This window comes from Mucilaginibacter sp. 22184, from assembly GCF_052045695.1.
Lineage (GTDB): Bacteria > Bacteroidota > Bacteroidia > Sphingobacteriales > Sphingobacteriaceae > Mucilaginibacter.
Genome location: NZ_JBQEPI010000002.1, coordinates 538,698 through 562,643 on the forward strand (window position 1 = coordinate 538,698; position 23,946 = coordinate 562,643).

The window sequence follows — 23,946 nt, forward strand, 5'->3', positions numbered from 1 at the left end:
CAAGGTTTAAAAAGTTTTTGAGCCAGGCCCCGCTCTTAGAATATGTTCTGCAATTTTTATTCGATCATTAAACATGTTAATATTACATTTGATTTTGTTGGATAAACCTAACAAGCCTATAATCTTAAAAAAATGAAACAAGGACTGCTTATTGATATGGATGGTGTAATATACAGCGGTGAAGAGCTGATATATGGTGCCGATAAATTTATAAACCACCTGCTTGAAAAGGGCATCCCCTTTGCCTTTATGACCAACAACAGCCAGCGAACCAGTCTGGAAGTGGTTCGTAAGCTGAAGAGGCTGGGTATAACCGTTGAGGCTAAACATGTGTATACCAGTGCTATGGCTACGGGCAAATTCCTGGGCGATCAAAGTCCGAATGGTACTGCTTACGTACTTGGCGAAGGCGGTTTGCTCACCAGCCTGCATGAAAACGGCATAACCCTGGTTGATACCGACCCCGAATTTGTGGTTCTGGGCGAGGGTCGCAATTTTACCCTGGAAATGGTTCAGCGCGCGGTAGATATGATACTGGCGGGTGCCAAATTCATCACCACCAACCGTGATCCATCACCAAAAAAACCCGGCTGGAACAACCTGGGTATAGCGGCAACAACAGCTATGATAGAAGAAGCAACCGGCCGTAAGGCATTTGTAACCGGCAAGCCAAGCCCGGTAATGATGCGCTCGGCCCGTAAATTCCTGGGGCTCGAAACCGCCGAAACCACCGTAGTTGGCGATACCATGGAAACCGATATACAAGGCGGCGTGCAAATGGGTTATAAAACTATACTGGTGCTTTCCGGAATATCATCCAAAGACCAACTCAGCCACTACGCCTTTAAACCCGACCTGGTTGTGGGTTCGGTTGATAAGATCGAGTTCCCGCTGAAATGGTGGTAACAAAAGGTGATGTATCATTGATGAATATGTATACAAAAGTGGGTTTACACTTTTTTTAGTAAAAAATATTTAATTAATTGATTATCAAATAATTAAATCAACTCAAACCCTAAATAATGTAAACCATGTAAACCCACTTTTTGTTAATTAAGTTAAGCCGGGCTATACATCAGTTCATGATGGAGTATCCGGATAAATCAAATAAAAAAGAGGCTGATCATGATGATGATACAGCCTCTAACACAAATGAAGTAACTCCGCTATTTGAGCTTGGTAGCTTTGTCGCCTTCAATATCTGTAATCACCGAACTATTGGATAGTGGTAAATTGGTAGTGCTTCGGCTAAGCGTCCACCGGCCTATAGCCGGGTTATATTCACCGCCCAACTGGGCAAAACTACCCGATACCGGGAGCGTACATGCCGCGGTATTGGTACCTTGCCTGTTAAATGGCTGATCTGCTTGCGTTACCGGGTTCTTTACATCATAAAAATCGTTGTTGGTAATGCGGTAGCCTACATTCGCGCTGGCATCATATAAATTACCACCTGTTCCGTAAAATATCACGTCAACAGGTTTACTGGCTGCCGTAATATTGGTACCGGTAAATACGGCAACACCTGCCGCATTACCGCTATTAGCCAGCAGGTTGCTGGTTTTTGTACCAAAAGCCGAGGATGGATCGCTATTAAAATTAGGGCTGTTGGCCGTTGAGTAATTGAACGCTCCTATCCAGTTGGATGAGCTTATATCAGTTGACGCTGAACCATCTATTTTTTTACCTGTTCCGCCAACATAAAAATAAGTACCCTTTGTTACTTTACCAGACTTGAGCTCAATTTTGTAAGTTCTCAGATCGCCCATGGCCCAGCCATTCACCGGGTAACCCGAAGGTGTTGATGCGCCTGCATTATTGGTAGTTACCAGGGTAAAGTTCTCCGTCGAAAAATCAATATCGCGGGTAGCCAATAACTGTATGTACTCATAATTGGCATCGGTACCCGCCGGATCGTTCAGGAAACCGCTGATCACCATGGGAGCAATATCTGTTGCCAGTATAAATGCGTCGTCAATGGTACGCATACGCAGCTGTGGAATTACTGTACTGCTGCTGCTATCTGCACCAAATACAATAGCCGCGAAGTTGGCACTTAGTGGTAAGTTTTTACCAGCAAATGCAGCCGAAGCTTCTGTATGCAGGGTAACTTTACCATAACCATCGCTTATCACCTTATCTCCGGCATAAGTATCTGTTGATGTGGGCAATGGATCAAAACCGGCTTTAGATATAGTAACCAGGGTGCTTTCATAATTATCCAGACTTGCCCTCAGTGTATTGGTTGCCACCTTCTGGCTGGCTATTGTGTTGTTTGAAGAAACCTTTGTAACCGCAGCAGGCTGTATACCCGTTATCTGCAAAGTGCCGTTAACCCGCTTTAGTACCCCTCCGGTTATATCTATCAGCACCGAGTCGCCGGGTGCATAGCTGGAAGCCGCGGCGCCTAAAGGTATGGATATGCCTCTTAGCTTTGCCCTGCGGTTGTTTTGTACCACCAGTAAACCTGTGGGCATATTACCTCCTGCCGCATCCGAAATTACAATACCAGTCATTTGGTGCGCGCCGAACATATTTTTGGTATCGAGGGTAACATCAGCCCCTTTATATATAGTTCTGATGTCGGCTACAGCTATAACCGAGGCCAGTACCCCGCCAGGGTAATTATTTGCCTTGGTACAGCCCTGCATTAGTATAGCTGAGCAAAGCAGCAACAAAGTGTAAAATAATATCTTTTTCATTTTCAATGGATATCGTGATAAATCATTCAGTTAAAACAATTAGGGCTTTTGCCACCAAACTTGCGTATTCAGTAAGTCTGGTCCCTGTGACGCCACTGCTGCTTTATAATTTGTTGGATTGGCCGATTGTACATAAACCGGATAAACGATACGGGCAGGCATTACACCACCATTTAGCAAACCCGATCCCTTTGGCAATACCGGGTGACCAGTGCGGCGATATTCAAACCATTGCTCAAAATCGGTCCAGAACAGGGTGTAATACTTTTGAACATGTATCATCTCCATTTTATCGTCAAGTGATGCCGAATCGTTCCAGGTGATATCTGCGGTAGCTTCATAGGTTGCTATAGGTATGTTAAAAGTAGGTATCCAGAAAGTAATGGCATTAATAACGCCGCTATCATAATAGGTTTGCGCAGATTTGGATATCCAACCTTTGGCAGCGGCCTCGGCCAGTATAAACTGCAGCTCGGCATAATTCATGATATTACCCATTAAAGGTTCATTCATGAGCGTTTTGGCAGAGGTGGTAGAATAGAAATATGATTTCTTGATTGGCGCATTACCAGGTGCATAGCCACTGGGTACACCCACATATCCGCCACCATAAGTAGCGATTGCCCAGCTATTCTGAAATAAACGGGGATCAGACCATTTGGTTAAATTATCAATAAAGAATGAGCATAAAGACGGCGCTGTAAAGTCCTGCGCCCGAACCCCCGCAATAAACGGCGAAGTTAAGTAGCCTGAACCTGTCCACTTCAAAACAGCCGATTCGGCATTACTGGCCATGATGGGATAAGTGCCGGGGTTATTATCCACAATATCTTTAATTTTCGCAATACAGTCCGCAGCAACCTCGGCCTTACCCGAAATACGCAGCAATAAGCGCAGGTATAATGAATTGCCAAATTTACGCCACAGGGTGGTATTGCCGTTAAAAACCGGGTCACTTGAAGATGCCACATTTGCCGCACCATTTAATAGGGTATTGGCGTCTTCCAGCTGTTTAAATATACCTAAGTATATATCCTTCTGTTTGTCAAATGCAGGCTGAAAATTCAGGTTACGGCCTTGGTTTGACTGTGAATAAGGCACATCCCCGAAAGTATCAGTAAGCATGGAATAGATCCAGGCCTGGCAGATGAGCGATATACCCTGGTAGCCTTTATTTAAGGTAACGGTTTGCCCGGCTATGTCATATATTGATTTAAAGTTGGTTAACTGCAAATACCAGTTGTTCCAGGTATAATCGCCCCAGGTATTTTTGATATCGTACCGGAAAACCTGGCCTTCAGAGTCACTTTGATTTACGGTGACCTGCATCAGTTCGTTATTATAAGTACGGCTGCGTAGCATATTGGTAGTTAACACATTTACCAATGCAGGGGCCAGTAATTGCTTAGGCGTAGTTGTTGGCGATGTATTCGGGTCGGTATTGATGGATTCAAAATCCTTTTTACATGATGGCTGAACCGCTGCAAAAAGCACCACCGCACAAATAACTTTATAAATATTCTTTTTCATTGTTCTGCTAATTAAAGTGAGATAACGAGGTTTACGCCCATTGTTCTGGTTGAGGGGAACTGGCCAATTTCAAAACCCTGTGTAATATCTGAGCCGCTGAGCGTACCAAACTCTGGATCAAAACCCGGCCATTTTGTCCAAATGAACAGGTCACGACCGTACACGCCAATTGTAGCCCGCTGTATACCCAACCTGGAAGAAAGCCGGGCTGGCAATGTATAGTCAAACCTGGCTTCCCTGAGTTTGATAAAATTGGTGCTATAGGTGGCTCCTTCGGCATTGTTGGCTCCAAAATTGGATTGATAATACTGGTCAATATCGAGAGCCACTACATCGTTTTTACGGTAGCTTCCATCAGGGTTTTGTACCACACCATTACCAATGATACCATTATATCGGCCTGGAAGGGTATTGGTTGTTTTACCTTGTTCGGCCAGTTTATACGATGTAAGCGAGTACGCCACAGCACCATATTGAGCATCAAACAAAATGCTGAAATGAAATTGTTTATACCTGAAATCGTTACTCAAACCCATTTTCCATTTGGGTGAGGTATTACCGAGATATACCAGATTGGGAGAGATAAGCGCGAAACCTGTTTTAGGATCAAAAACAACCTGCCCATCCGGAGACCGTTGATAACCCCTTCCATACAGGTCGCCCATGCTGCCGCCTACTTTGGCTACTATTTGTCCGCCCCCTGTGGGGCCGTTTTGCAATACAACGGAACTATCTGAAAGTTCTTTTATCTTGTTGCGGTTAGCCGAGAAAATAAGGTTGGTTGTCCAAACAAAACCGCCTTTAGGATTCGATATCGGCGTTCCGTTCAGGGCTACTTCAATACCTTTATTGGCAACCTTACCAATATTAATAACCGCACGGCTGTAGCCCGATGAAGCATCTACAACGCGGTTTAATATTTGATTTTTAGTAACGCCCGAATACAAGGCCAGGTCAAACCCCAAGCGATTTTTGAACAATTGTACGTTTGAACCAACTTCATAAGTATTGGTACGCAAAGGTTCAAGGTTTACGTCGGGCAATGTTGTCGGGTTTTGTGCTCCGCCAGAATAGGTACTCCCGGCTGAACCATAGGAGTATGAAGTTCTGTAGGGCACTGTACTACCACTACCAACACTTGATGCTGATACCCTGACTTTAGCAAAGCTGATGGCTGTAGGCAGCTTAAAGGCATCAGATAAAATAAAACTGGCACTTGCCGACGGATAAAAGAACCCAACCTTATCTGTTCTTTGCGGAGTAGCTAAAACGCTGTTCCAATCCTGCCTGCCGGTAAGATCTACATATAGGAAGTTTTTATAACTGGCCGATAATAAACCATAAAAGCTATTGATAGCATACTTACTACTATAAGGTAAAGTGATAAGCGTACCAGCGGAATTGGCCATGGTATATATCCCAGCTATATTAAGTGAGTCGGCCCTTACCTCATCTACACGGTAAGTATTACGTAGCATACTGCCACCGGCTGTACCGGTTAAGGTGATGTCTTTATTTATGGCTTTATTATATCGCAACAGGAAATCGCCGCTTACCTCCTGCGAAAAAATGTTTTGGGTGCGATAAGAGCCTTTAGGATATTTAGTTCCGGCATCATACGGACGCTCCTGCGCACGCTGCTCATAGCCCATGTCCAGAGAAGTTCTGACCTGCAAACTCAGTGCCTTGGTAATATTATAGGTGGCCTGAACATTCCCGGTTACCGCATTACGGTTTGATTTATTAATAAACTCATAGGCTACCGCGTATGGATTTTCTGGATATGAACTGAAAGGATACTCAATAGCGAGGTCTTTTTGTCCCAGTTTCCAGTAGTTTTTGAGCCAATCAATGTCGGCACTGGGTTGCCAGAAGATAAACCAATACATAAGCGATTGGTTACCATAACCTGCTCCAGGTAAGTTATCGCTGAATTTGTTCTGATAATTTACTTTTGAGCTGATGGTCAGCTTATCATTGATCTTGGAATTGACAGATAAGGCCACTGTATTACGGCCATAACCTGTATTTGGAACAATCCAATTGTTCTTAACATTAGTAGCCGAAAACCGGGCTGTGGTTTTATCCGACCCGCCGTCAATGCTTACCGAGTTGGTAAAGGTTTGCCCTGTATTAAAAAACTGGTGAAGCTTATCTGTGTAAGGCACCCATGGTGTTCTGACGGTTGATTGCTTTTGGGTTACCGGATCAAACTGGTAAAACATTTGGCCGTCAAACCGGGGGCCATAAGCAGAACTCGTTCCACTGGTACTTGCGCCATCTGGCCCGGCTCCATATGAATAATAGGATGCGCCGGCTAAGCCCTGCCCATATTCAAACTGAAGATCGGGCCAGCGGTTTACTTTTTCTATAGATGCATTTGAGTTAACCGTTATACCCAAACCATGCTTTTTGGCGCTGCCAGATTTGGTAGTGATAATAACCGCGCCATTGGCACCGCGCTGGCCGTACAAGGCTGCGGCGCCCGGCCCTTTCAGCACAGACACGCTTTCAATATCCTCAGGATTTATATCATTGATACTGCTACCATAATCGGCAGGCATATTGTCGCTTCCAGTACCATAAACAGTTTCTCCGGAAATACCTGTACGCCGGCCGCTACCATTATTGATCACCACACCATCAACCACAATCAGAGCTTCATTATCGCCGGTAAGGTTGTTTTCTCCACGTAATATGATCTTATTTGATCCAGTTGGGCCTGAATTTGATCTCACCATATTCAAACCAGCCACTTTGCCCGAAAGCGCGTCACTCCAATTACTGGAAAGCGCATCCGTAAGCTGTTTTCCCTGTACAACCGTGGCTGCATAACCAAGTGCCTTTTCATCACGCTTAATACCCAATGCGGTAACTACTACTTCGTTCAGCGTAGCGTTTGATTTATCCATGGTAATGGTTATGCCTGCTGTGGCCTTACTAAAAACCTGGCTCTGTGTGGCAAAACCCACGGTAGAGAAATTTAAAGAGCCGCCGCTCGATACCAATGCAGAAAACTTACCATCATTATTGGTAAAGGTCAACAACTTTTTGTTTTCGTCGGTTACGCTAACGCCGGCAAGGGGCAGTTTATCTTCAACAGATATTACGACGCCGCTTACAATAACCATATCCAACTTTTTGATCACCAGGTTGCCATCGATATTTTTTAAACCAATACCTGCCTGTTGTTGCAATACTTGTGCGAGCCTGTCAAAAGGTAAATTTTCATCGGGCAGTGTTACCATAATGCCCATACTTACATTGGCATCAAAAGATATCTTATAGCCATATTTAGCTTTGAGTGTGTTTACAATGGCTTGTACGCTAATACGTTTTTTTTCAAAACTGTACTGACCTGAAGTACTTGTCTGTGCCTGTATTGCTACTGAAAAAAGTAACAAAAGCAAAAACAGACAGAGTTTTTTCCGGACAAAAAATGAGCGTTTTAGTTGTTTCATGCTTAATCAGAATATTATAATAGTGTGAGGGTTTTTATATCGGTATTTAAGGCCGGTGGCATAGCTCAGACCTGGTAAAAGATTGCCAATACCATTATCTTTCATTTCGCCGCTAAAACGGGCTCGCTTACGGGCTGATGCTTGTACTTCGATTTTGATATTATACCAACGTTGCAATTTTTCGGCTATCTCATCGGCATTATTATTATCAAAAAACAGGGTTTGATTTTGCAGGGATGAAGCATCGTGTGCATCTACTTTCGCGATGGCTACCTGGCGGCTTTTTATCTCATAAGTAAGCTGTTGACCCGCCTTTAAATAGCTGGTTTTATTATTTGCAGTAACACCCACCAAACCAGTGGCTACCTTAACTTCGATATTTGTTTTGGGACGCGAGTAAACATTAAAAGATGTACCCAATACGGTTACCGCCAAATGATTTGCTGTACGAATAATAAATGGCTTGCGAGCATCATGTTTTACATCAAAAAAGGCTTCTCCTGCTAACTGAATCTCCCGTTTATCAGTACCAAATGTATTTATATAGCTAATTTTTGAATTCGGAGCCATAAATACCAGGGTACTATCGGGTAAAGTAAGCCGGCCGCCTACATTCTGTGCGCTTTGCAGAGTTTGCAAATCATTGCCAAACCCTTGTTTAACTTTTTGCACGTAAAACCAGCCTAAAAAGCAAAACAACAGTAAGCTGGCTGCAATACCAGAAAACCAATAAGGCCGTTGCTTGCCCTTCTTATTATCGGACTTTGACAGTTCAAATATCCGATCGAGCAAGTGCAGCCATTGTTCATCAATGTCGCTTTGTTTTAGAGGCTGCTCCAGTTGCTGTTTCCTGCGCTCCAGATAAGTAAGCAGATAGCGATGTTCTGTTTGCTCATTGGCCCAGTCAATAACATCCTGAGCTTCATCAGGCCCGCATTCGCCGTTTACATAATTGAGTATCGTTTCCCAGTTCACGCTTTTTAATTTTATTTAAAGAGCGCGGCAGGGGCAGTTTCCACCTAAAGAAATAATTACCTGTTTGTTAAGTTTTCGTTAAATACCATAAAACAAAAAAAGCCGGATCTAAAACCGGCTTACTTTTACATTTTAGTATTAAAACTAACTGACAGTTACTGTAAGTATCAGGTTGATCAGCATCAATCCACCAGCAATGGTAGCTTTATCAAAATTACCGTTGTGGATAGCATGGCCAAGCTGCTCAATAGCTTCACGCATGTGATATTCAACCTTCCTCTCCGTAATATCAAGCACCTGGGCTATTTCCGCATTCTTAAGGCCAAGCAGTCTCAACTCGATCATCTCTTTCCGATGCGTAGGCAACTTATTGATCAGCTCCTCAACAATTTTGATAGACTGTTTGGCTACAAACTTTTCAAATGGATTGTAGGTATTCTCGGGGATATTAAAAGCATCGTTGGGTAATTCTGAAATCTGATAGCGGGACGACAAAGCCTTTAAAGCGCCATTTTTCGCGGAGCGGAATAAATAGGGCTTCAGATCATTAATTTGCAACTTATCTTTGTGCTGCCATAGATTGAGGAAGAGGTCGGAGAGCACATCTTTAGCCAAGTCTTCATCATTGATCATGGAATTTACATAGCCGAACAAAGGAGCATAATTCTCTCTAAATATGCGTTCAAATCCATCCAATGTATGTAATAGGGGCATATTTACTGTTTCCATCATTGGATTGCAAATTAAGCCCGGGCATGTTTATATAACAAAACATCCACGTTAAATTTATATTAACAACATGTATTTAAAGGAAAAAGCCTGTAATTTATTTTCAAAATCACAGGCTTTTTTTTTCTTAGCTAGTAGAATGTCTGGTTAAGTTATATTCTAAAATTTAAAGAAAAATAAGGATACCAGCCTTCATTAGAGTGCCCGGCAAGTAACTGTACAATAGTTAAACCAGCTGGCGAAAAATACAAGCCGCCACCAACGCCCTGATGCCAGGTGGTTGAGTGCTCGTCTTTTATCCATACCCTGCCTGCGTCATAAAATCCGGTTAAGCCCAACTCACCTGGTAATATATAACTGGCTATCTTAGCCACCTTTACCCTACCCTGCAAATTGTTGAACACCATTTGCTGACCGGCAAACCTGTTTTGAAGAAAGCCTAGCAAATTCCCTTGCCCACCCAGGAACAGGGATTGATAAAATGCAGGGTCACCTATGGTTACGCCACCACCAACACGATCTGATAATACAATCGTGCCCTTGGAGTTTAACTTTTGATAATAGGTAAACTCTGGCTTGATCTGCATAAATGATTTTGAATAGCTGTTAAGCCCTGTATATCCCTGAACCAACACATTGAAGTAAAAACCAGCTGATGGCAATATATAATTGTTGCGCTGGTTGCTGACATAATTCAAAATCAGGCCCACATGCGCTTTATTTTTATTTAAAGTAGTGCTATCGTATGAATTAGTATGTGTTGTTGGCAAACTGATAAACTTTCCAATATTATCCTCTGGATTCATATGATAATATTGTAAAGACGGTCCTGCGCTAAATGTGCTCCCCTTACCGGTATGCCAGCGTAACGCAGGGTCAAACTGGTAAGTATCAAAACGGGCACGGTAAAACCGGCGATATCCCGGAAATTTGGTAAGCTTGGTTTCATTACCCCTGCCAAAAAAGTTCATCGTATTATCTGGTGCCTGGATAAAAGCCTGCAGCGTAAAATCGGCCTTACCTATAGCCTGAATCCATTCCCCGTTATATTTGATCCGGAAGGCATCAGTAGCAAACGAATGCGTGATCATTACCTGTTGTATCGTGGAATAAGGTAACTTCCTAAAGCCATCCACTCCTTTATATCTAAAACCAAGACCCAATAAAAAACCGTCATCGGCATTTATAGCTGCTGTTGCCAGTGGCATCCAAACATTGTAGGGGTTGGCCTGGACAAACCGGCTGTTTAATGTATCGGTTGAAAAATGTTTACTTACCCTGTTCACATCTCCTGTAAAACTTGTACTGTCTTTTGGCCCGTAAACTTTTATGCTGCTGTTGGCCTGTTTTATATCAAAGGTTTTATCATCAACGCTATCAATAATACGCAGCTTAATTGGTGACGAGGCATTATTGACCACAATATGATCATTACCCGCAGCAGTGTATAACCTTAGTTCATGGGTTATATCTGGTTGATAAGTCATGTCCCATATCTTATTTTTAGCTTCCCCTTTTTTGTTAAGGCTTTCAACCGTTACATGCAAAGCCTTGTTAGGTGCATCACTAATAGTAATTTGTTCATCCTTATCGGTAGTGTGCAAGTCAACTATCCTGTTTATAAAACGGTAATACTCGGCCATGGCAGCCGGTATATTATCTCTGCGCTTTTTTAGTATAGATAATAATTCCTGATGCCTAAGATCATAAGTTTCTTTAGGCAAACGTTTTAAACCGGCTTCTAAAACCTCATCCGTTTCGACCTTAACAAAGTCGTTGGCAATCCGCATCCAATCATCATAACTTATCTGCGCATCAGGAAATTGTTTCATAAACCTTGTTTTAAATAAGGAATATTTCGCGCCAGAGAGATCACCCTTAAAATTCCCCAACAAAGGATCTATCCATGGCAATGCTGCTATAGAGGGAAACAAACCCTGATTAACATGGAATACTTGGTCACGGTCACGAGGTACGGCCACATAATGCCTTGCTTTATCGTCCTTGGTTACTGCCCAACGCCATTGATCCTCGTGTCTGTCCCAATCGCCTATTAACAGGTCAAGCATACGAGCCCGTAAAAACGCCTCCCCATCAAGCCGGTTATCATAATTTTTGGTTAGCTCCCGCTGCATTTTGAACGTATTATCAGATTCACCTATGGGTTCGCGTTCTTCCAGTAAGCATACCATATTTGTGAATATTTTGCTATACTCGCCCAAGGCCGGATCATCAGCAACCACACCAATAACCGGGTTAGCATGAGGTACTTTTGCAGCTGCAGCCAATGGCGGGACGATAAGCGCGGAATATGGATGCTGCGCGCTAAATTCATCTGCCACCCAATCAACTGCAAACGTGCCTTGTAAACCCTCCGGTAATAATTTATCAGGTACTTTCTCTACGCTCCTTAATACCCATTCCCTGCCCGTTTTATCTTCAAGTCGCAATGATTTTGACTGCATACCTCCACCCTGCTTTAGCGTTGTTAAGCCTCCATTAACCTTTGACAACCTGATCACGGGTAATTTAACAGGTATGGCCCATTCTTTACGAAAATTGGTTCCAAACAGCCAGCGATGTACGCCAGTCACATCATTGTAAGAAGGGTGAATTTTAACAACAGTACTATCTGGGAATTTTTGCCACGAGGATGGCGCTATTTCCTGTGCATGAAGAGGAATTACAAACGCTAAACAAACAAACAAAGAAGGTATCTTTTTTATCATAGGTTGATTTTTGTACTTAATTTAATATCTACGACGAATTTAGCTTAAATTAAACTTAATTAAAAATTACAAACAGCAAAAGCAAGCCCTGTAAATTCTTTGATTTACAGGGCTTGCTAATGAACCTTTCTATTTAAGAAAACTTACTCTGTTTTTTTGATATACTGTTTGTTGCCACTTGGAGACAAAGTATATTTACCGCCTCTTGGGCCTAAATAAATAGTTCTGCCTTTGTCGTCTTTGCCAATGGCCTTATCTTCAGACTTATTTGCGGCTTCGGTAACGGTTTTAGTGACTTTCGCTTTTTTAGTACTAACAGCTGCAGTAGCCTCATCTTTAGCATCTTTTGCTTTGGCCGCGGTTTTATCCGCTTTATCTTCTGCTTTTGCCTTAGTATCTTTTGCTGCTGCTACTTTATCATCGGCTTTAGACTTAGTGTCTTTTGCTTTTGCAATTGCTTTGTCAGCTTTATCTTCTGCCTTCGCTTTGGTGTCTTTTGCGGCTGCTACTTTATCATCAGCTTTAGATTTCGCCTCTTTTGCATTTGCGGCGGCCTTGTCGGCTTTTGCATCGGCCTTGGCTTTTGCCTTTGCAGCGGCTTTATCGGCTTTGTCGTCGGCTGTTGCTTTCGCTTTATCGGCTGCTTTCTCGGTTTTATCGGCAGCTTTCTTTTTAGCTTTTTTCACGGCAGCATCAGTTGTCTGTGCAAACGTATTGGTACCTACCAATAATACCGAGAATGACAATAATAATACAAGTAATTTTTTCATGTTAAAATAATTTTAGTTGTAACGATCGAATTGAAAATTGGTTTAGAAGTTTAACGGTTTTGACTTGGTACTATATCAATAGGTTTAAACCAACCATTCAGTTTATTTTCCACGATATTAAAATATTCTTTAATCTATGAACAAACTCCCCGAACAGATGATTAATTATTTTGTCGCGATCCCATAGATAATTTACTTATAAGATGAGATATAATAATTCAGGTCTCTCCTTTTGTCAGGTCTGTGGAAATGGTTGCGTTTTTGTTGATACCTCTTGAGTGAGTTCTTCCATAATAATAGATTTTAGGTTCAGTAATGATTATCTAAATTTAAAAAAAATAAATAAAGAATTAATTGTTTCTATTTTATTATTTCAACAAGCTGAATCTTGCATAACGTTTTAAATAAATCATCCTGAAACCTTAACATTATTACCTCATTAACAAACGTAATTAGTTCGTTTGTTATTAAATACAAGCCTTATGATTTATTTCATTTATTCAAAAAAATGTATATTCGTGTAAATCAAAAATCTACAACCATGGGAAAATTTGCAACTAAAACAGGTAAAGACGGACAGCGTTATTTTAACCTTTTAGCTACTAATGGACAGGTTATTCTTTCCAGCGAAGGGTATACAACTTCAGCAGCCCTGCACAATGGTATCGAATCTGTAAAAAAGAATGCTCCTGACGATAAACATTATGAAAGAGCGGACTCTAAAAACGGAAAGTTTTATTTTAACCTAAAAGCGGCCAATGGCCAGGTGATAGGTAAAAGCCAAATGTATGAAAGTGTGGCCAGCCGAGATAACGGAATTGAATCTGTTAAAAAGAACGCGCCTGATGCTCCAACTGTTGAAGAATAATTTCTTATTATTATCATATTGAGCAACCAACTCAGTAAGTGTGCCCTGGAATAAACCCAGGGCATTTTTATTTTATTTCACTAAGCAAATCAAAGCATTTCCATAAACTCGCTCGGCGTTTTTCCGTACTGTTTTTTAAATTCTTTACTAAAATACTTACGGTCGCTAAACCCAACCATGTAGGCTATCTCATTGATAGTATATCGTTTACTTTGCAAAAGAATGGTAGCGTTGTTCATTTTAACGGATTTGATAAACTCATTGACAGACATACCTGTAAGCGCGTTTAACTTTTTATACAATATCGGCTGACTCATCGCTACCGCTTTTGCTAATTCGGGCACACCAAATTCCAGATTATCGATGTCGGCCTCGATTATCCTGATCACTTTGCTCAGAAACTCATTATCAATTGAATCAACCAGTTTCTTTACCTTTTGATCATTGTTCGGGTGCAGGATAGTATCACTTTGTTCGATTTCTGGGACGGGTTTAAACTGGCGGTTAAAGCTTTGGCGGATCCTTTCACTGGCAGCCAAAAGATTATTTACCTGCAATAGCAATATCTCAATACTGAATGGTTTGGACAGGTAAATATCCGCCCCCATCTTTAATCCTTCCACATGACTTGAATCAGAAGCCCGGGCCGTTAACAAAATAACCGGGATATGATTTGTTCTGTCGTCTGATTTTAGTTTATTACATAACGTAAAACCATCCATTACGGGCATCATCACGTCGCTAATGATCATATCCGGGATATGTTCTTTTGCCAATTCCCAACCTTTAAGCCCGTTATCACCCGTAACCACTTCATAGTGATCCTGCAAAAAGCCACTTATAAATAAACGCACATCCGGGTTATCCTCCACCAATAAAACAAGATATTTTTTGTTTCCTGTTGATTGCCTATCAACCGGAACATCGGTTATAATAACATCAGTATTTATGGCAAATTTTACAGTTTCTGATTGATCCTCCAGTTGTTGCGTGCTCAGGTCTGCCGGGTTAAAGTGGCCGGCTCCTTTACCTAAGCTAACCGAAAAAGCCGTCTTGTTGCCTTCAGGCGATAATCTGCTATCCACTGTAATACCTCCCCCGTGTAACTCTACAATACTTTTCGCTAAGGCTAAACCAATGCCATAACCCGTATTTTGCTTTCCCTGGTCATTTTCCTGAAAATAGTTTTCAAATAAGTTATTGAGGTTTTCGGGAGCTATGCCTTTGCCATTATCGGCCACAGTAATAGTAACTTCATCCTTCTTTTCTTCTATAAAAACCCCAATGTGTCCCCCATAATTGGTAAACTTAAAGGCATTATAGATTAAATTGTAAAACACCTTTTCTAACTGTTCTTTGTCAAAATAAACCCTGATATCATCTGAAGAAGGTATCAGATCAGTAGTGATGTTACGTGATATGGAGTGATCATCAAATGAGATCAGTATCTCCCTCAGGATGTTTACGATATTGTATTCAGCTACATGAAGTTTAAGATTACCGCTTTCGGCTTTGCGGAAATCCATTAGTTCGTTTACCAGTTGAAGCAAACTATCCGAATTCTTCTTGACGATCTGCAATTGTTTGGTATTTTCGGTATCTCCCTTACCAAACAATACTAATTTTTCCAAGGGTCCCAATATCAAAGAAAGATGCGTACGGATCTCATGCGATATGTTGGTAAAGAAATTCAGCTTTAACTGCGTGAGTTCTTTATCCTTGCGTAACAATGACCGGAGAATAAAAAAGCGGGCTATTAAAAATACCAGACCACCTATAAACAGCACATATAAACAATAGGCCCATATGGTTTCCCAAAATGGCGGCAGCACCTGTATATGCAAAACCGCGGCCTTTCCCCATACACCATCGTTATTAGCCCCCTTGGCCAAAAATGTATAACTACCGGCAGAAAGATTGGTATATGGAGCTGATGGTATATCGGTATGAACCCAATCGTTATCAAAGCCTTCCAGTTTATAAGCATACTTATTTTTTTCGGACTTGATATAGTTTAACACCGCGAAATCAACTGTGAACACATTTTGCGCATGTGTAAAGGTTATTTTAGGGGTTAAACTGATATCCTTCTTTAATAATCCATCAGATTGACCAATTCCTAATGGCTGATTAAATAATTTTAGACCAGTTATGATAACCGGCGGAGCGATATTATTGTCTTCAATTTTGGATGGAAAAAAACTGCTCAATCCGTTATATCCACCAAAAAGCATTTCACCATCAAAAGTTTTATAGCAGGAATTGATATTAAAAGTATTGCCGCCTAAGCCATCGCTTTTATTATAATTTTTAAAGGTTTGGGAGGCAATATTAAATTTGGATAAGCCATTACCCGTACCCATCCAAAGGTTATGGCTGGCATCTTCTAAAATACTTTGTACGTTATTGTTTGCCAGGCCTTCTTTTTCTGAATAGGTTATAAATCTCTTCCCATTACTATTATATCGGGCCAAGCCACCGTAGTACGACCCTACCCATATATGCCCATTGGTATCCTGATAAATACAATTGATGTCGTTGGATCTTAAACCATCATTAGTAGTAAACAGCTTTAAAATGCCATGTCCATGATCTAACAGATACAAACCATTGGCTGTAGCTATCCAGATGTGCTTATCCTTATCTTCAAGTAAAGCCTTTACCGATTGTTTACCAATTTTATTAATAACCGGCTTATCAGTTGCCTGTAAAACAGTATTATTGCGCTTAAAAACAAGCAGGCCATTTTGGGTACCTACCCAGAAATTACCCTGGGAGTCTTCCAAAACAGTCAGCACTTCTGAACCTAATGTCACCGGGTCATTTTCTTTGTATAGATATCGTTTAAAGTTGCGGGTAGCGGGATTGAACAGATTTAAGCCTCCGCCATGGGTTCCAGTCCAAACATTACCGCTCCGGTCGATATATATCATCTTAACCAGATCAGATCCCAGGGATGAGGGATCGCCTACTTTGTTTTGGTAAGTGGTTACCACATCGGCTTTACGATCGAAATAATTTAACCCTCCTCCTTCCGTACCTATCCATAAGTTATGCCTCTTATCTTCCCATACTGCGCTCACCACGTTGTTATTGATATTGGAGTGGTACCGCGCTGTTTGAAAAGTTAAAAACGTGGTATTGTGACCCGATACCATGTTGATGCCGCCCCAATAAGTACCTATCCATACCGTGCTGGTATTATCTATAAACACACTGTAGATGGAATTCTGACTCAGACTGCTTTTATCCTCCGGATCATGCTTATAGGATGCAAATTGTTTTGTTGCAGGATCAAGAATGCTCAAGCCTCCCTGTGTACCGATCCATATTTTACCGGAGCTTGCCGTTTGCAATATCCGTATATTGTTATTAACCGGTCCGCTTGTGCCACTATTGCTTAAAAACCGGGTATAGGTATTGGTGTTTTTATTATACAGGTTGATACCTCCGTGTAGGGTACCTACCCATAAGTTATCCTTCAGGTCTTCGGTAATAGTGGTCACGGAATTATCGCTTAAACTATTGAAATTTCCTTCTACATGCTTGTACATTCGGTATCGATACCGATTACCTTGCTTTTGCATTTTAGTAAGTCCGGCCGACGAGCCTATCCAATAAACGCCCTCATGATCCTGGTATATAGTATGCACGTTGGTGCCATACAAACCCGCAACCGAATCAGGAACAGCAACCTGACTGAACTTACCAGTTGTTTTGCCAGGCAGCATATGCAAGCCATTTGATGACCATATCCAGATGTTTTGTTGCCGATCCTGGTAAACCGAGCTGATAATCTGGCTACCCTTTGATAGAGGGTTTAGCTGAACCCGCTCGAAATTATCCTTTTCGGGATTGTACCTGTTTAGCCCGTTGCGGGTGCCAATCCAAAGCGTTTTATTCGCATCAAGCAGCAGGCAGGTAATATAATCTGAGGAAAGACTCGACTTATCTGCCGGATCATTTTTGTAGATCTTAAAGCTCCGTGTATTGTACTTATTAAGCCCGTGCTGGGTACCATACCACATAAATCCCCGGCCATCCTGAACTATGGCCAGTACCGAATTTTGCGATAAGCCATTATCAACCGTCAAGTTCTCAAACGCGATACGCTGACTATAGGCAGCCGAATAGCAAACTATGGAGAACAGGAATATGGTAATAGCTAATTTCATTTGATCGACCGGTCAAATAAAACTAACAAAATTCCGGTTAGGTTAATAGCTTTTATTCCGCAGATCCGTTTTAAAATAATGACCTGTATTTATTGCGCTGTAACTGACCGGTATAAATCCTTCGGAAATTGTTGCGTTGTACTCTTTAGCTTTACCGGCATAAAATTCCAGGGGAACTGTGGCTTTTTAGGATACTGCTTTTGCCCATTGGCGGCTACAGCATCTTTCCGGTTGGGTAAATTATCCAGTCCGACAATATTTCCGCTGAAAGCGTTATTGATAAAATTTACATGACCATATTGTTTGGGCGATTTGCTAAATACCACTGGAGTCTTTCCTGTGTACACAAAATAATTATCCTCAAAAACAACATGCTCAGGTATCCCGCCCTCAATATCAACTGCTTCCATGGTGAATGATTTTGGCGCGTTGTTATAAAATATATTGCCTTTAACCAGCGTACTGTCGGTTACTCCCGCGAAATTGAAAAGCCGTTTACGGTTGATGCCATCATTTACGCTGAGGTTGTATTGGATGATATTTCCGTTGGTTTTCACATTGTCTTTATTAATGAGGTCTGATATCACCAGCATAAAACCACCTTCGTTATCATGGCTGTAGTTGTATTGGATAATAGTATTGCGGGAGTTACCATCGATATCAAAGGATTGGCCGTCGTTAGCCCAGTTATCGTTTTGGGTATAGCCAACCTCATTGTACTGAATGGTGGTATGATCACTGCTATGCGGCCACACGGCAACGGCATTATCCTTTGCCCGGCTGCGGATATGGAATAGTTTATTATGCTCCACCATGGCCGTATCAAAGGCTTTTACTACAATACCATCACCGCCGATATCTTCGAGCTGACAATTGCGGATCAGCAGGTACTTGTTCGGGAACCAGTTGGTGCGGAAGGAGAAAGTACCATTACCACGGATGCCGTTACGATCAACCCGCTCCACCTTGCAATTTTCGATGATCAGATGTTCAATATTGCTTGGCTTGGGGCCCCGGCAATCCCAAAAGATGCCGCAGCCCTCGGCGGTACCCTTTTTGTTATCGCCATTGATATCATGGATATACAAATTAGCCAGCCGGATATGGTGCAGGGTGCCAATATTTTCAGCCATCACGCGAACACCGGTAGGACCCGTTTTCTGGAACTCTACACTGCTATCCAGGTTAGAGGCCGCCAGATACTCTACCACAATATATTGCAGGTTGCGTAGCAGTATGGCATCCCGGAAATGGCCGCCTGCTTTTATTTCGGGCAGGGCGCCAGAGCCATAGGCACTAAACACGATGGGAGCCTTTGCATCCCCCGAACCCAAGGGGGCCAACTGCCCTTCCCAAACACCGTTACGGGCAAATAGCATACTATCGCCAGGCATAAACGTATGTTGATTTACCGTAGCCAATGACCGCCAGGCTTTGGCAGGGCTCAATCCGTCGGAGGCATCGTTACCTGTTTTGTTGTTGATATAGTAGGTGCCGGCATACGTGTATAATGCGGCACAACTTGCAATTAATAATAGTAATATTTTTTTCATATGTTTTGTTGATGATGACAGCCGCCGGTGTGCTTACTTGTGGTTCAAAAACTTTTTAAACCTTATATTTTAACACTTTTTTAGTCAAAAACAGGGTAAAAACGCATCACTTTTGGCTTGTTTAACTAAATTTTAACGCCATTTTAACACTTTTTAACAAATTTTTGAGGGGTTTTGCAAGGTTTAAAAAGTATTAATTTATTGATATTCAAATAACTAAATATAAATCGATCGATTTTTTGCCCTGTTTTCCTTAACCAAAACGGCCCGGTTACCTTTTTTCAAGAAGGTAACCGGGCCGTTATATATACAAATATACCGAAATTTTGGGGCATTAAAAAGCGATTGGGCCGTTAAAATGTGCTTAAGGGAATAGCTACGAGATTGCTTCGTGGTTCCTCCTCGCAATGACATGGGGTTTGAATCCTTATCCATTAATTGCTTTTTGTTATGCCGTTTCCATCTTCCAGTATCCACTCACATGAGTCCTGTAACGTTTTTTCGCCCGTGCCAACGCTTACCTCAATTTTGTTTTTCCCTTTTTGCAGCGGCACATTTTCCCAGCGGATGATGTGAAACTCGTCGGGCTCGCCATTGGTTATGTCCTTTCCGTTTACTTTTAGTTTTACATGCGCTAAGGTGCTGTATATTTTTACAGTAATAGCCTGTTGGGTGCGCATTGTATTCCTGCGGTCGGTGATGTAGAGCATGGGTTCGGGGTTCCAGTTGGCTTTGTAAAAGTAGAAGGCATCTTTTTTCACTTTCCGGTCGTAGGTAACCAGGCCTTTATCATTGATGCCCGAGGTATCCCCTTCGGTGCGGATGGAGGAGCCAAAATCGGCCAGGGCCCATACAAATTTGCCCCAGATAAATGTTCTTTTACTCAGTTCCAGCCAGTTCATTTCGTGGTAGCTGGTTTGCCATTCTTCGGGGTGAAACCTGCTGTCGGCATCAGGCTTAACATTATTTTCGGTATGCTTAAACGGGCTGCCCCCTGCCCCGTATTCGCTTACGGCAAATGGCTTTTGCGGATAGTTATGGTGCGTTTTATCGGCCCAGGCACCTATCTGCTTAAATTCACCGGCATACCAGCCGTAATACTTGTTCCAGGCAATCAGGTCGGATACCTGGTTAAAGCGGTCGCTATCTAAAAAAGTAGCGCAGGTGGTTGGGCGGTTCGGGTCTTCCTTTTTTGCCAAAGCATTCAGCTCTTTGATAAATGGCACAGGATCATCATGATCCAGTTTCAGCTCATTGAATAATCCCCAGAAACAAACCGATGGGTGGTTATAATTTTGGCGGATCATCTCGGTAAGCACCTGCCTGGCCTGTTGCTCCAATTCGGGGTTCTTTAAATACCCGGCACCGGTATAGCCGCCGGGACCAACCAATGGAATCTCTGACCATACTACTAAGCCGTTCCTATCACACAGATCATAAAAATATTTGCCATGCGGATAATGGGTTAAGCGGAGGGCATTGGCTCCTATCTCCCTGATCAGTTGCATATCCTTGTCGTAATCGGAGGTATCCAATGCCGATCCTTTGCCTTCCACATCCTCGTGGAAACCTACCCCATGCAAATCGAGGTATTTGCCATTCAGGGTAAACCCTTTATTGGCATCTACATGATAATATCTTAAACCCAAAGGCTGCACCACCTGATCGATCACCTGTCCGTTTTTGAGCAAACTCACCTGCACGCTATATAAGTACGGATCGGCTTTACCGTTCCACAAATGCGGTTGTTTCAGGCTGATGGTTTGCACCGCATTCCGGTTATTGCTTACTACGTTGGTAACCGAAGCAACAACGTGCTGTCCGGCATCAACAAGCTCCGACCTGAGCTGTAACCCGGCTGTTTCCGCCACCGAAAGTTTAGTTAATACATTCACCGTAGCCGATTGCGCAGATACCGAACGGGGCGTTAAATAAACGCCGGGCGACGCATGATCCAATGGTGAGATACAATCCTTTGCCGTAACCAATAAGGAAACCGGCCGGTGAATGCCACCATACACGTTAAAGTCGCCGCTTAAAGGCAGTACATCCGCGCGGGCGGCATTGCTCACCTGCACTTCCACCTGGTTTGCTTCACCGGGCTTCACCAGATCCGTGATCTCTACACAAAAAGCGGTATAGCCGCCCTTATGTTCGGTCACAAAATGCTTGTTTACCAGCACGGTTGCCACCGAGTTTACGCCATCGAAATGCAAGAACAGGCGTTTATTTTTCCAGGCAGAATTTACAGAAAAAGCTTTTTCATAGATGCCGCTTTCTCTTTGGTAATTACCGTTGCCTGATAGTACGTCTTTGGCGTTCCAGGTGTGGGGCAGGGTTACGTTGATGGTTTCCGGTTGTTTACGTACATCGTAGGCCAGGTGAAATTTCCAGCCGGTGTTAAAGTTGATAGTTTGGCGGGAAGCCTCACCCCGGCCCTCTCCAAAGGAGAGGGAGTGAAAAGCATGATTATGTAAAGTCCTCTCCTTTGGAGAGGATTTAGGTGAGGCTTCAACACCCACACCAACAAACAGCAGCAAAAAGAGATAAAAATATCCCGGTAGTAATTTATTCATATAAGATGTAGAGAAGATAGAGTCAGGAAGCAAGAGTCAAGATCATTCACTGTTTTAATATCAGCTTTTATTTTTCTTGATTCCTGACTCTTATCTCTTGATTCTCTTTTTAGTTTATCCAACCAGCATTTTGCTTTAAGTTGGGGTTTCTTTGTGTTTCTACCAACGGAATGGGCCAGGTATAGATGTAATCGCCCTGGAAAGAATAGGTATACACGTTGGCGCCCCAAACTTGTTTTACGCCATTGCCTGAGTAAAACACTTTATCTTTCCATGATTTCCATCGCAACTCATCAAAATAATTGATGCCTTCATTCGGAAATTCTACACGGCGCTCATTGCGTATACGCTCACGCAGATCGGCCTGCCCGGCAACGGTGGTGGCAGTGTTGGAGTTTAATAGCGCCACTCCTGCCCTGGCCCGCACCTCGTTAACTTTGGCAATGGCATCAGCAGTAGATCCCTGCTCGTTCAAAGCTTCGGCCCACATCAGCAGTACATCGGCATACCTGATCAGCGGGAAATCGGTAGGACCGTATGACCTATTAATGATCTCGGCATTGCCTTCGTACACAAATTTCCGGTACAGGTAATAAAAATAGCTTTGGGTATCGGTACGCAAATCACCACCCAGGGCGGCTTCTCCGCGGTATGGCCAGCGTGATGTCACCGTAGCGTTTACGGAGCCAAATACACCATTATAAGTAGCATACGGGGTGATCACATTGGCAGCCAGGCGTGGGTCGCGATTGGTGTAGGCCTGTAATATGCGGGCCTCGTTGCCTGTTGGTAAATACAGGCTCATTTGCGCGCCACGGGTTGTAGCGGCGGCAATTTCTTTATCTGTAAGATTATTCCGCAAGAAAAACACCTCCCGCTGGGCGGGGGTCATGCCGGAGTAACCCGGTAAAACGTTATCCCAGTTAAAAGGTGAACCATCGGCATTTTGATAAAGATCAACCAGATTGGGCGATACCAGGTAATCGTTCCAGCAGGAACCAAAAGACGAGCGCGTACCGCAAAACCATTGTGTGGTTGAACCATAGCCGGTGGTACCACCGCCGGCAACAGCTACGTTCTGGATAGAAAATATCATTTCGCTGCATTGCTCGTTAGCAGCTTTAAACAAGGTAGTATAGTTAGCAAAAAGAGCGTATCCGGCCGACTTTACCATGGCAAAATCAGCAGCCGCCAGATCCCATTTCTGCAGGTACATATAGGCTTTACCACGCAGCGCATAAGCCGCGCCTTTGGTAACGTGACCATAATTGGCAGCACCAGCGGCATAAATATTGGGTAAATTGGTTTCGTTGATGGCATCTGTCAGATCGGCCACCACCTGATTCCATACATCTGCTTCGGACGATCTTGCTTTGGTAGCCTGATCGGCAGAAAATGGCTCCAGGTAAATAGGTACACCTTTCCACAGCTGGTTTAAGCGCAGGTAAAAATAAGCCCGCAAAAACTTACACTCGGCCACATAACGGGCCTTTTTGGCCGCATCTGATGGCGATTTTAACGGGATGTTTTTGATGGCATCGTTGGAGCGCTGCACACCCTCGTATAAATTTTGCCATATGCTGCTGTAAATTCCATTGCCGGTAGTTATGGTACCAGACAGCATGGATTCCTGGCTGCGGGTTTGGCCGGTAAAGCCAAACCTATCCAGCATGTACAATTCCAGACCGGAGTCGCCGCCGGAATTTTCGCCTAAGCGCAGAGCCTGGTATACACCTGTAACACCCAGGTCGGTTAAATTATCGGTTGTCCACATATTGGATGAGGCAACAGACGAATATGGTGTGGTATCGAGCAGATTTTTCTTGCAGCCGGTTACTATGGCTACAGTTAATATCAATATAAATATCTTCTTCATCG

Annotated in this window: 13 protein-coding genes; 2 read left to right on the forward strand and 11 right to left on the reverse strand. The window is 42.9% G+C overall.

Annotated features, from left to right (window positions below; all coding sequences use genetic code 11):
- The first annotated feature begins 132 nt into the window (after positions 1 to 132).
- Positions 133 to 906: an HAD-IIA family hydrolase gene (locus ACTJKG_RS07270; RefSeq protein WP_440738786.1), complete on the forward strand. Its 774-nt coding sequence runs from the start codon at positions 133 to 135 to the stop codon at positions 904 to 906.
- Between the two features lie 260 nt (positions 907 to 1,166).
- Here ACTJKG_RS07270 and ACTJKG_RS07275 read toward each other — a convergent pair whose 3' ends face one another.
- The 7 genes from ACTJKG_RS07275 to ACTJKG_RS07305 form a co-directional block, all read right to left on the reverse strand.
- The gene (locus ACTJKG_RS07275) at positions 1,167 to 2,702 is read right to left on the reverse strand and encodes a DUF5689 domain-containing protein (RefSeq protein WP_440738787.1); all 1,536 of its coding nucleotides are present in this window, start codon (positions 2,700 to 2,702) and stop codon (positions 1,167 to 1,169) included.
- Between the two features lie 39 nt (positions 2,703 to 2,741).
- Positions 2,742 to 4,232: a SusD/RagB family nutrient-binding outer membrane lipoprotein gene (locus tag ACTJKG_RS07280; RefSeq protein ID WP_440738788.1), complete on the reverse strand. Its 1,491-nt coding sequence runs from the start codon at positions 4,230 to 4,232 to the stop codon at positions 2,742 to 2,744.
- Between the two features lie 11 nt (positions 4,233 to 4,243).
- Positions 4,244 to 7,693 carry a SusC/RagA family TonB-linked outer membrane protein gene (locus ACTJKG_RS07285; protein ID WP_253952120.1) on the reverse strand — a complete coding sequence of 1,150 codons (3,450 nt, stop codon included), beginning with the start codon at positions 7,691 to 7,693 and terminating at the stop codon, positions 4,244 to 4,246.
- 6 nt (positions 7,694 to 7,699) lie between these two features.
- On the reverse strand, positions 7,700 to 8,668 hold the full coding sequence (locus ACTJKG_RS07290; protein ID WP_440738789.1) for a FecR family protein: 969 nt from the start codon (positions 8,666 to 8,668) through the stop codon (positions 7,700 to 7,702).
- A 144-nt stretch (positions 8,669 to 8,812) separates the two neighbouring features.
- Positions 8,813 to 9,400, reverse strand: a complete 588-nt coding sequence (locus tag ACTJKG_RS07295; RefSeq protein ID WP_440738790.1) for a sigma-70 family RNA polymerase sigma factor — start codon at positions 9,398 to 9,400, stop codon at positions 8,813 to 8,815.
- A gap of 149 nt (positions 9,401 to 9,549) precedes the next feature.
- Positions 9,550 to 12,126 carry a BamA/TamA family outer membrane protein gene (locus ACTJKG_RS07300; RefSeq protein WP_440738791.1) on the reverse strand — a complete coding sequence of 859 codons (2,577 nt, stop codon included), beginning with the start codon at positions 12,124 to 12,126 and terminating at the stop codon, positions 9,550 to 9,552.
- Positions 12,127 to 12,269: 143 nt separating this feature from the next.
- Positions 12,270 to 12,896, reverse strand: a complete 627-nt coding sequence (locus tag ACTJKG_RS07305) for a hypothetical protein (protein WP_440738792.1) — start codon at positions 12,894 to 12,896, stop codon at positions 12,270 to 12,272.
- 541 nt (positions 12,897 to 13,437) lie between these two features.
- Here ACTJKG_RS07305 and ACTJKG_RS07310 point away from each other — a divergent pair.
- The gene (locus tag ACTJKG_RS07310) at positions 13,438 to 13,764 is read left to right on the forward strand and encodes a YegP family protein (RefSeq protein WP_440738793.1); all 327 of its coding nucleotides are present in this window, start codon (positions 13,438 to 13,440) and stop codon (positions 13,762 to 13,764) included.
- An 89-nt stretch (positions 13,765 to 13,853) separates the two neighbouring features.
- Here the strand turns inward: ACTJKG_RS07310 and ACTJKG_RS07315 are convergent, their stop codons facing one another.
- The 4 genes from ACTJKG_RS07315 to ACTJKG_RS07330 form a co-directional block, all read right to left on the reverse strand.
- Positions 13,854 to 17,939: a hybrid sensor histidine kinase/response regulator transcription factor gene (locus tag ACTJKG_RS07315; protein WP_440738794.1), complete on the reverse strand. Its 4,086-nt coding sequence runs from the start codon at positions 17,937 to 17,939 to the stop codon at positions 13,854 to 13,856.
- A gap of 89 nt (positions 17,940 to 18,028) precedes the next feature.
- The gene (locus ACTJKG_RS07320; RefSeq protein WP_440738795.1) at positions 18,029 to 19,492 is read right to left on the reverse strand and encodes a hypothetical protein; all 1,464 of its coding nucleotides are present in this window, start codon (positions 19,490 to 19,492) and stop codon (positions 18,029 to 18,031) included.
- Between the two features lie 434 nt (positions 19,493 to 19,926).
- Positions 19,927 to 22,068, reverse strand: a complete 2,142-nt coding sequence (locus ACTJKG_RS07325; RefSeq protein ID WP_440738796.1) for a glycoside hydrolase family 2 protein — start codon at positions 22,066 to 22,068, stop codon at positions 19,927 to 19,929.
- 109 nt (positions 22,069 to 22,177) lie between these two features.
- Positions 22,178 to 23,944, reverse strand: a complete 1,767-nt coding sequence (locus ACTJKG_RS07330; protein WP_440738797.1) for a RagB/SusD family nutrient uptake outer membrane protein — start codon at positions 23,942 to 23,944, stop codon at positions 22,178 to 22,180.
- Between the last annotated feature and the right edge of the window lie 2 nt (positions 23,945 to 23,946).

What these genes read in the sequence shown, in the direction of transcription:
- ACTJKG_RS07295 (WP_440738790.1), bottom strand. Translation starts at nt 9,400, where the DNA reads ATGATGGAAACAGTAAATATGCCCCTATTACATACATTGGATGGATTT.
- ACTJKG_RS07315 (WP_440738794.1), bottom strand. Translation starts at nt 17,939, where the DNA reads ATGAAATTAGCTATTACCATATTCCTGTTCTCCATAGTTTGCTATTCG.
- ACTJKG_RS07275 (WP_440738787.1), bottom strand. Translation starts at nt 2,702, where the DNA reads ATGAAAAAGATATTATTTTACACTTTGTTGCTGCTTTGCTCAGCTATA.
- ACTJKG_RS07305 (WP_440738792.1), bottom strand. Translation starts at nt 12,896, where the DNA reads ATGAAAAAATTACTTGTATTATTATTGTCATTCTCGGTATTATTGGTA.
- ACTJKG_RS07320 (WP_440738795.1), bottom strand. Translation starts at nt 19,492, where the DNA reads ATGAAAAAAATATTACTATTATTAATTGCAAGTTGTGCCGCATTATAC.
- ACTJKG_RS07280 (WP_440738788.1), bottom strand. Translation starts at nt 4,232, where the DNA reads ATGAAAAAGAATATTTATAAAGTTATTTGTGCGGTGGTGCTTTTTGCA.
- ACTJKG_RS07270 (WP_440738786.1), top strand. Translation starts at nt 133, where the DNA reads ATGAAACAAGGACTGCTTATTGATATGGATGGTGTAATATACAGCGGT.
- ACTJKG_RS07310 (WP_440738793.1), top strand. Translation starts at nt 13,438, where the DNA reads ATGGGAAAATTTGCAACTAAAACAGGTAAAGACGGACAGCGTTATTTT.
- ACTJKG_RS07325 (WP_440738796.1), bottom strand. Translation starts at nt 22,068, where the DNA reads ATGAATAAATTACTACCGGGATATTTTTATCTCTTTTTGCTGCTGTTT.
- ACTJKG_RS07285 (WP_253952120.1), bottom strand. Translation starts at nt 7,693, where the DNA reads ATGAAACAACTAAAACGCTCATTTTTTGTCCGGAAAAAACTCTGTCTG.
- ACTJKG_RS07300 (WP_440738791.1), bottom strand. Translation starts at nt 12,126, where the DNA reads ATGATAAAAAAGATACCTTCTTTGTTTGTTTGTTTAGCGTTTGTAATT.
- ACTJKG_RS07330 (WP_440738797.1), bottom strand. Translation starts at nt 23,944, where the DNA reads ATGAAGAAGATATTTATATTGATATTAACTGTAGCCATAGTAACCGGC.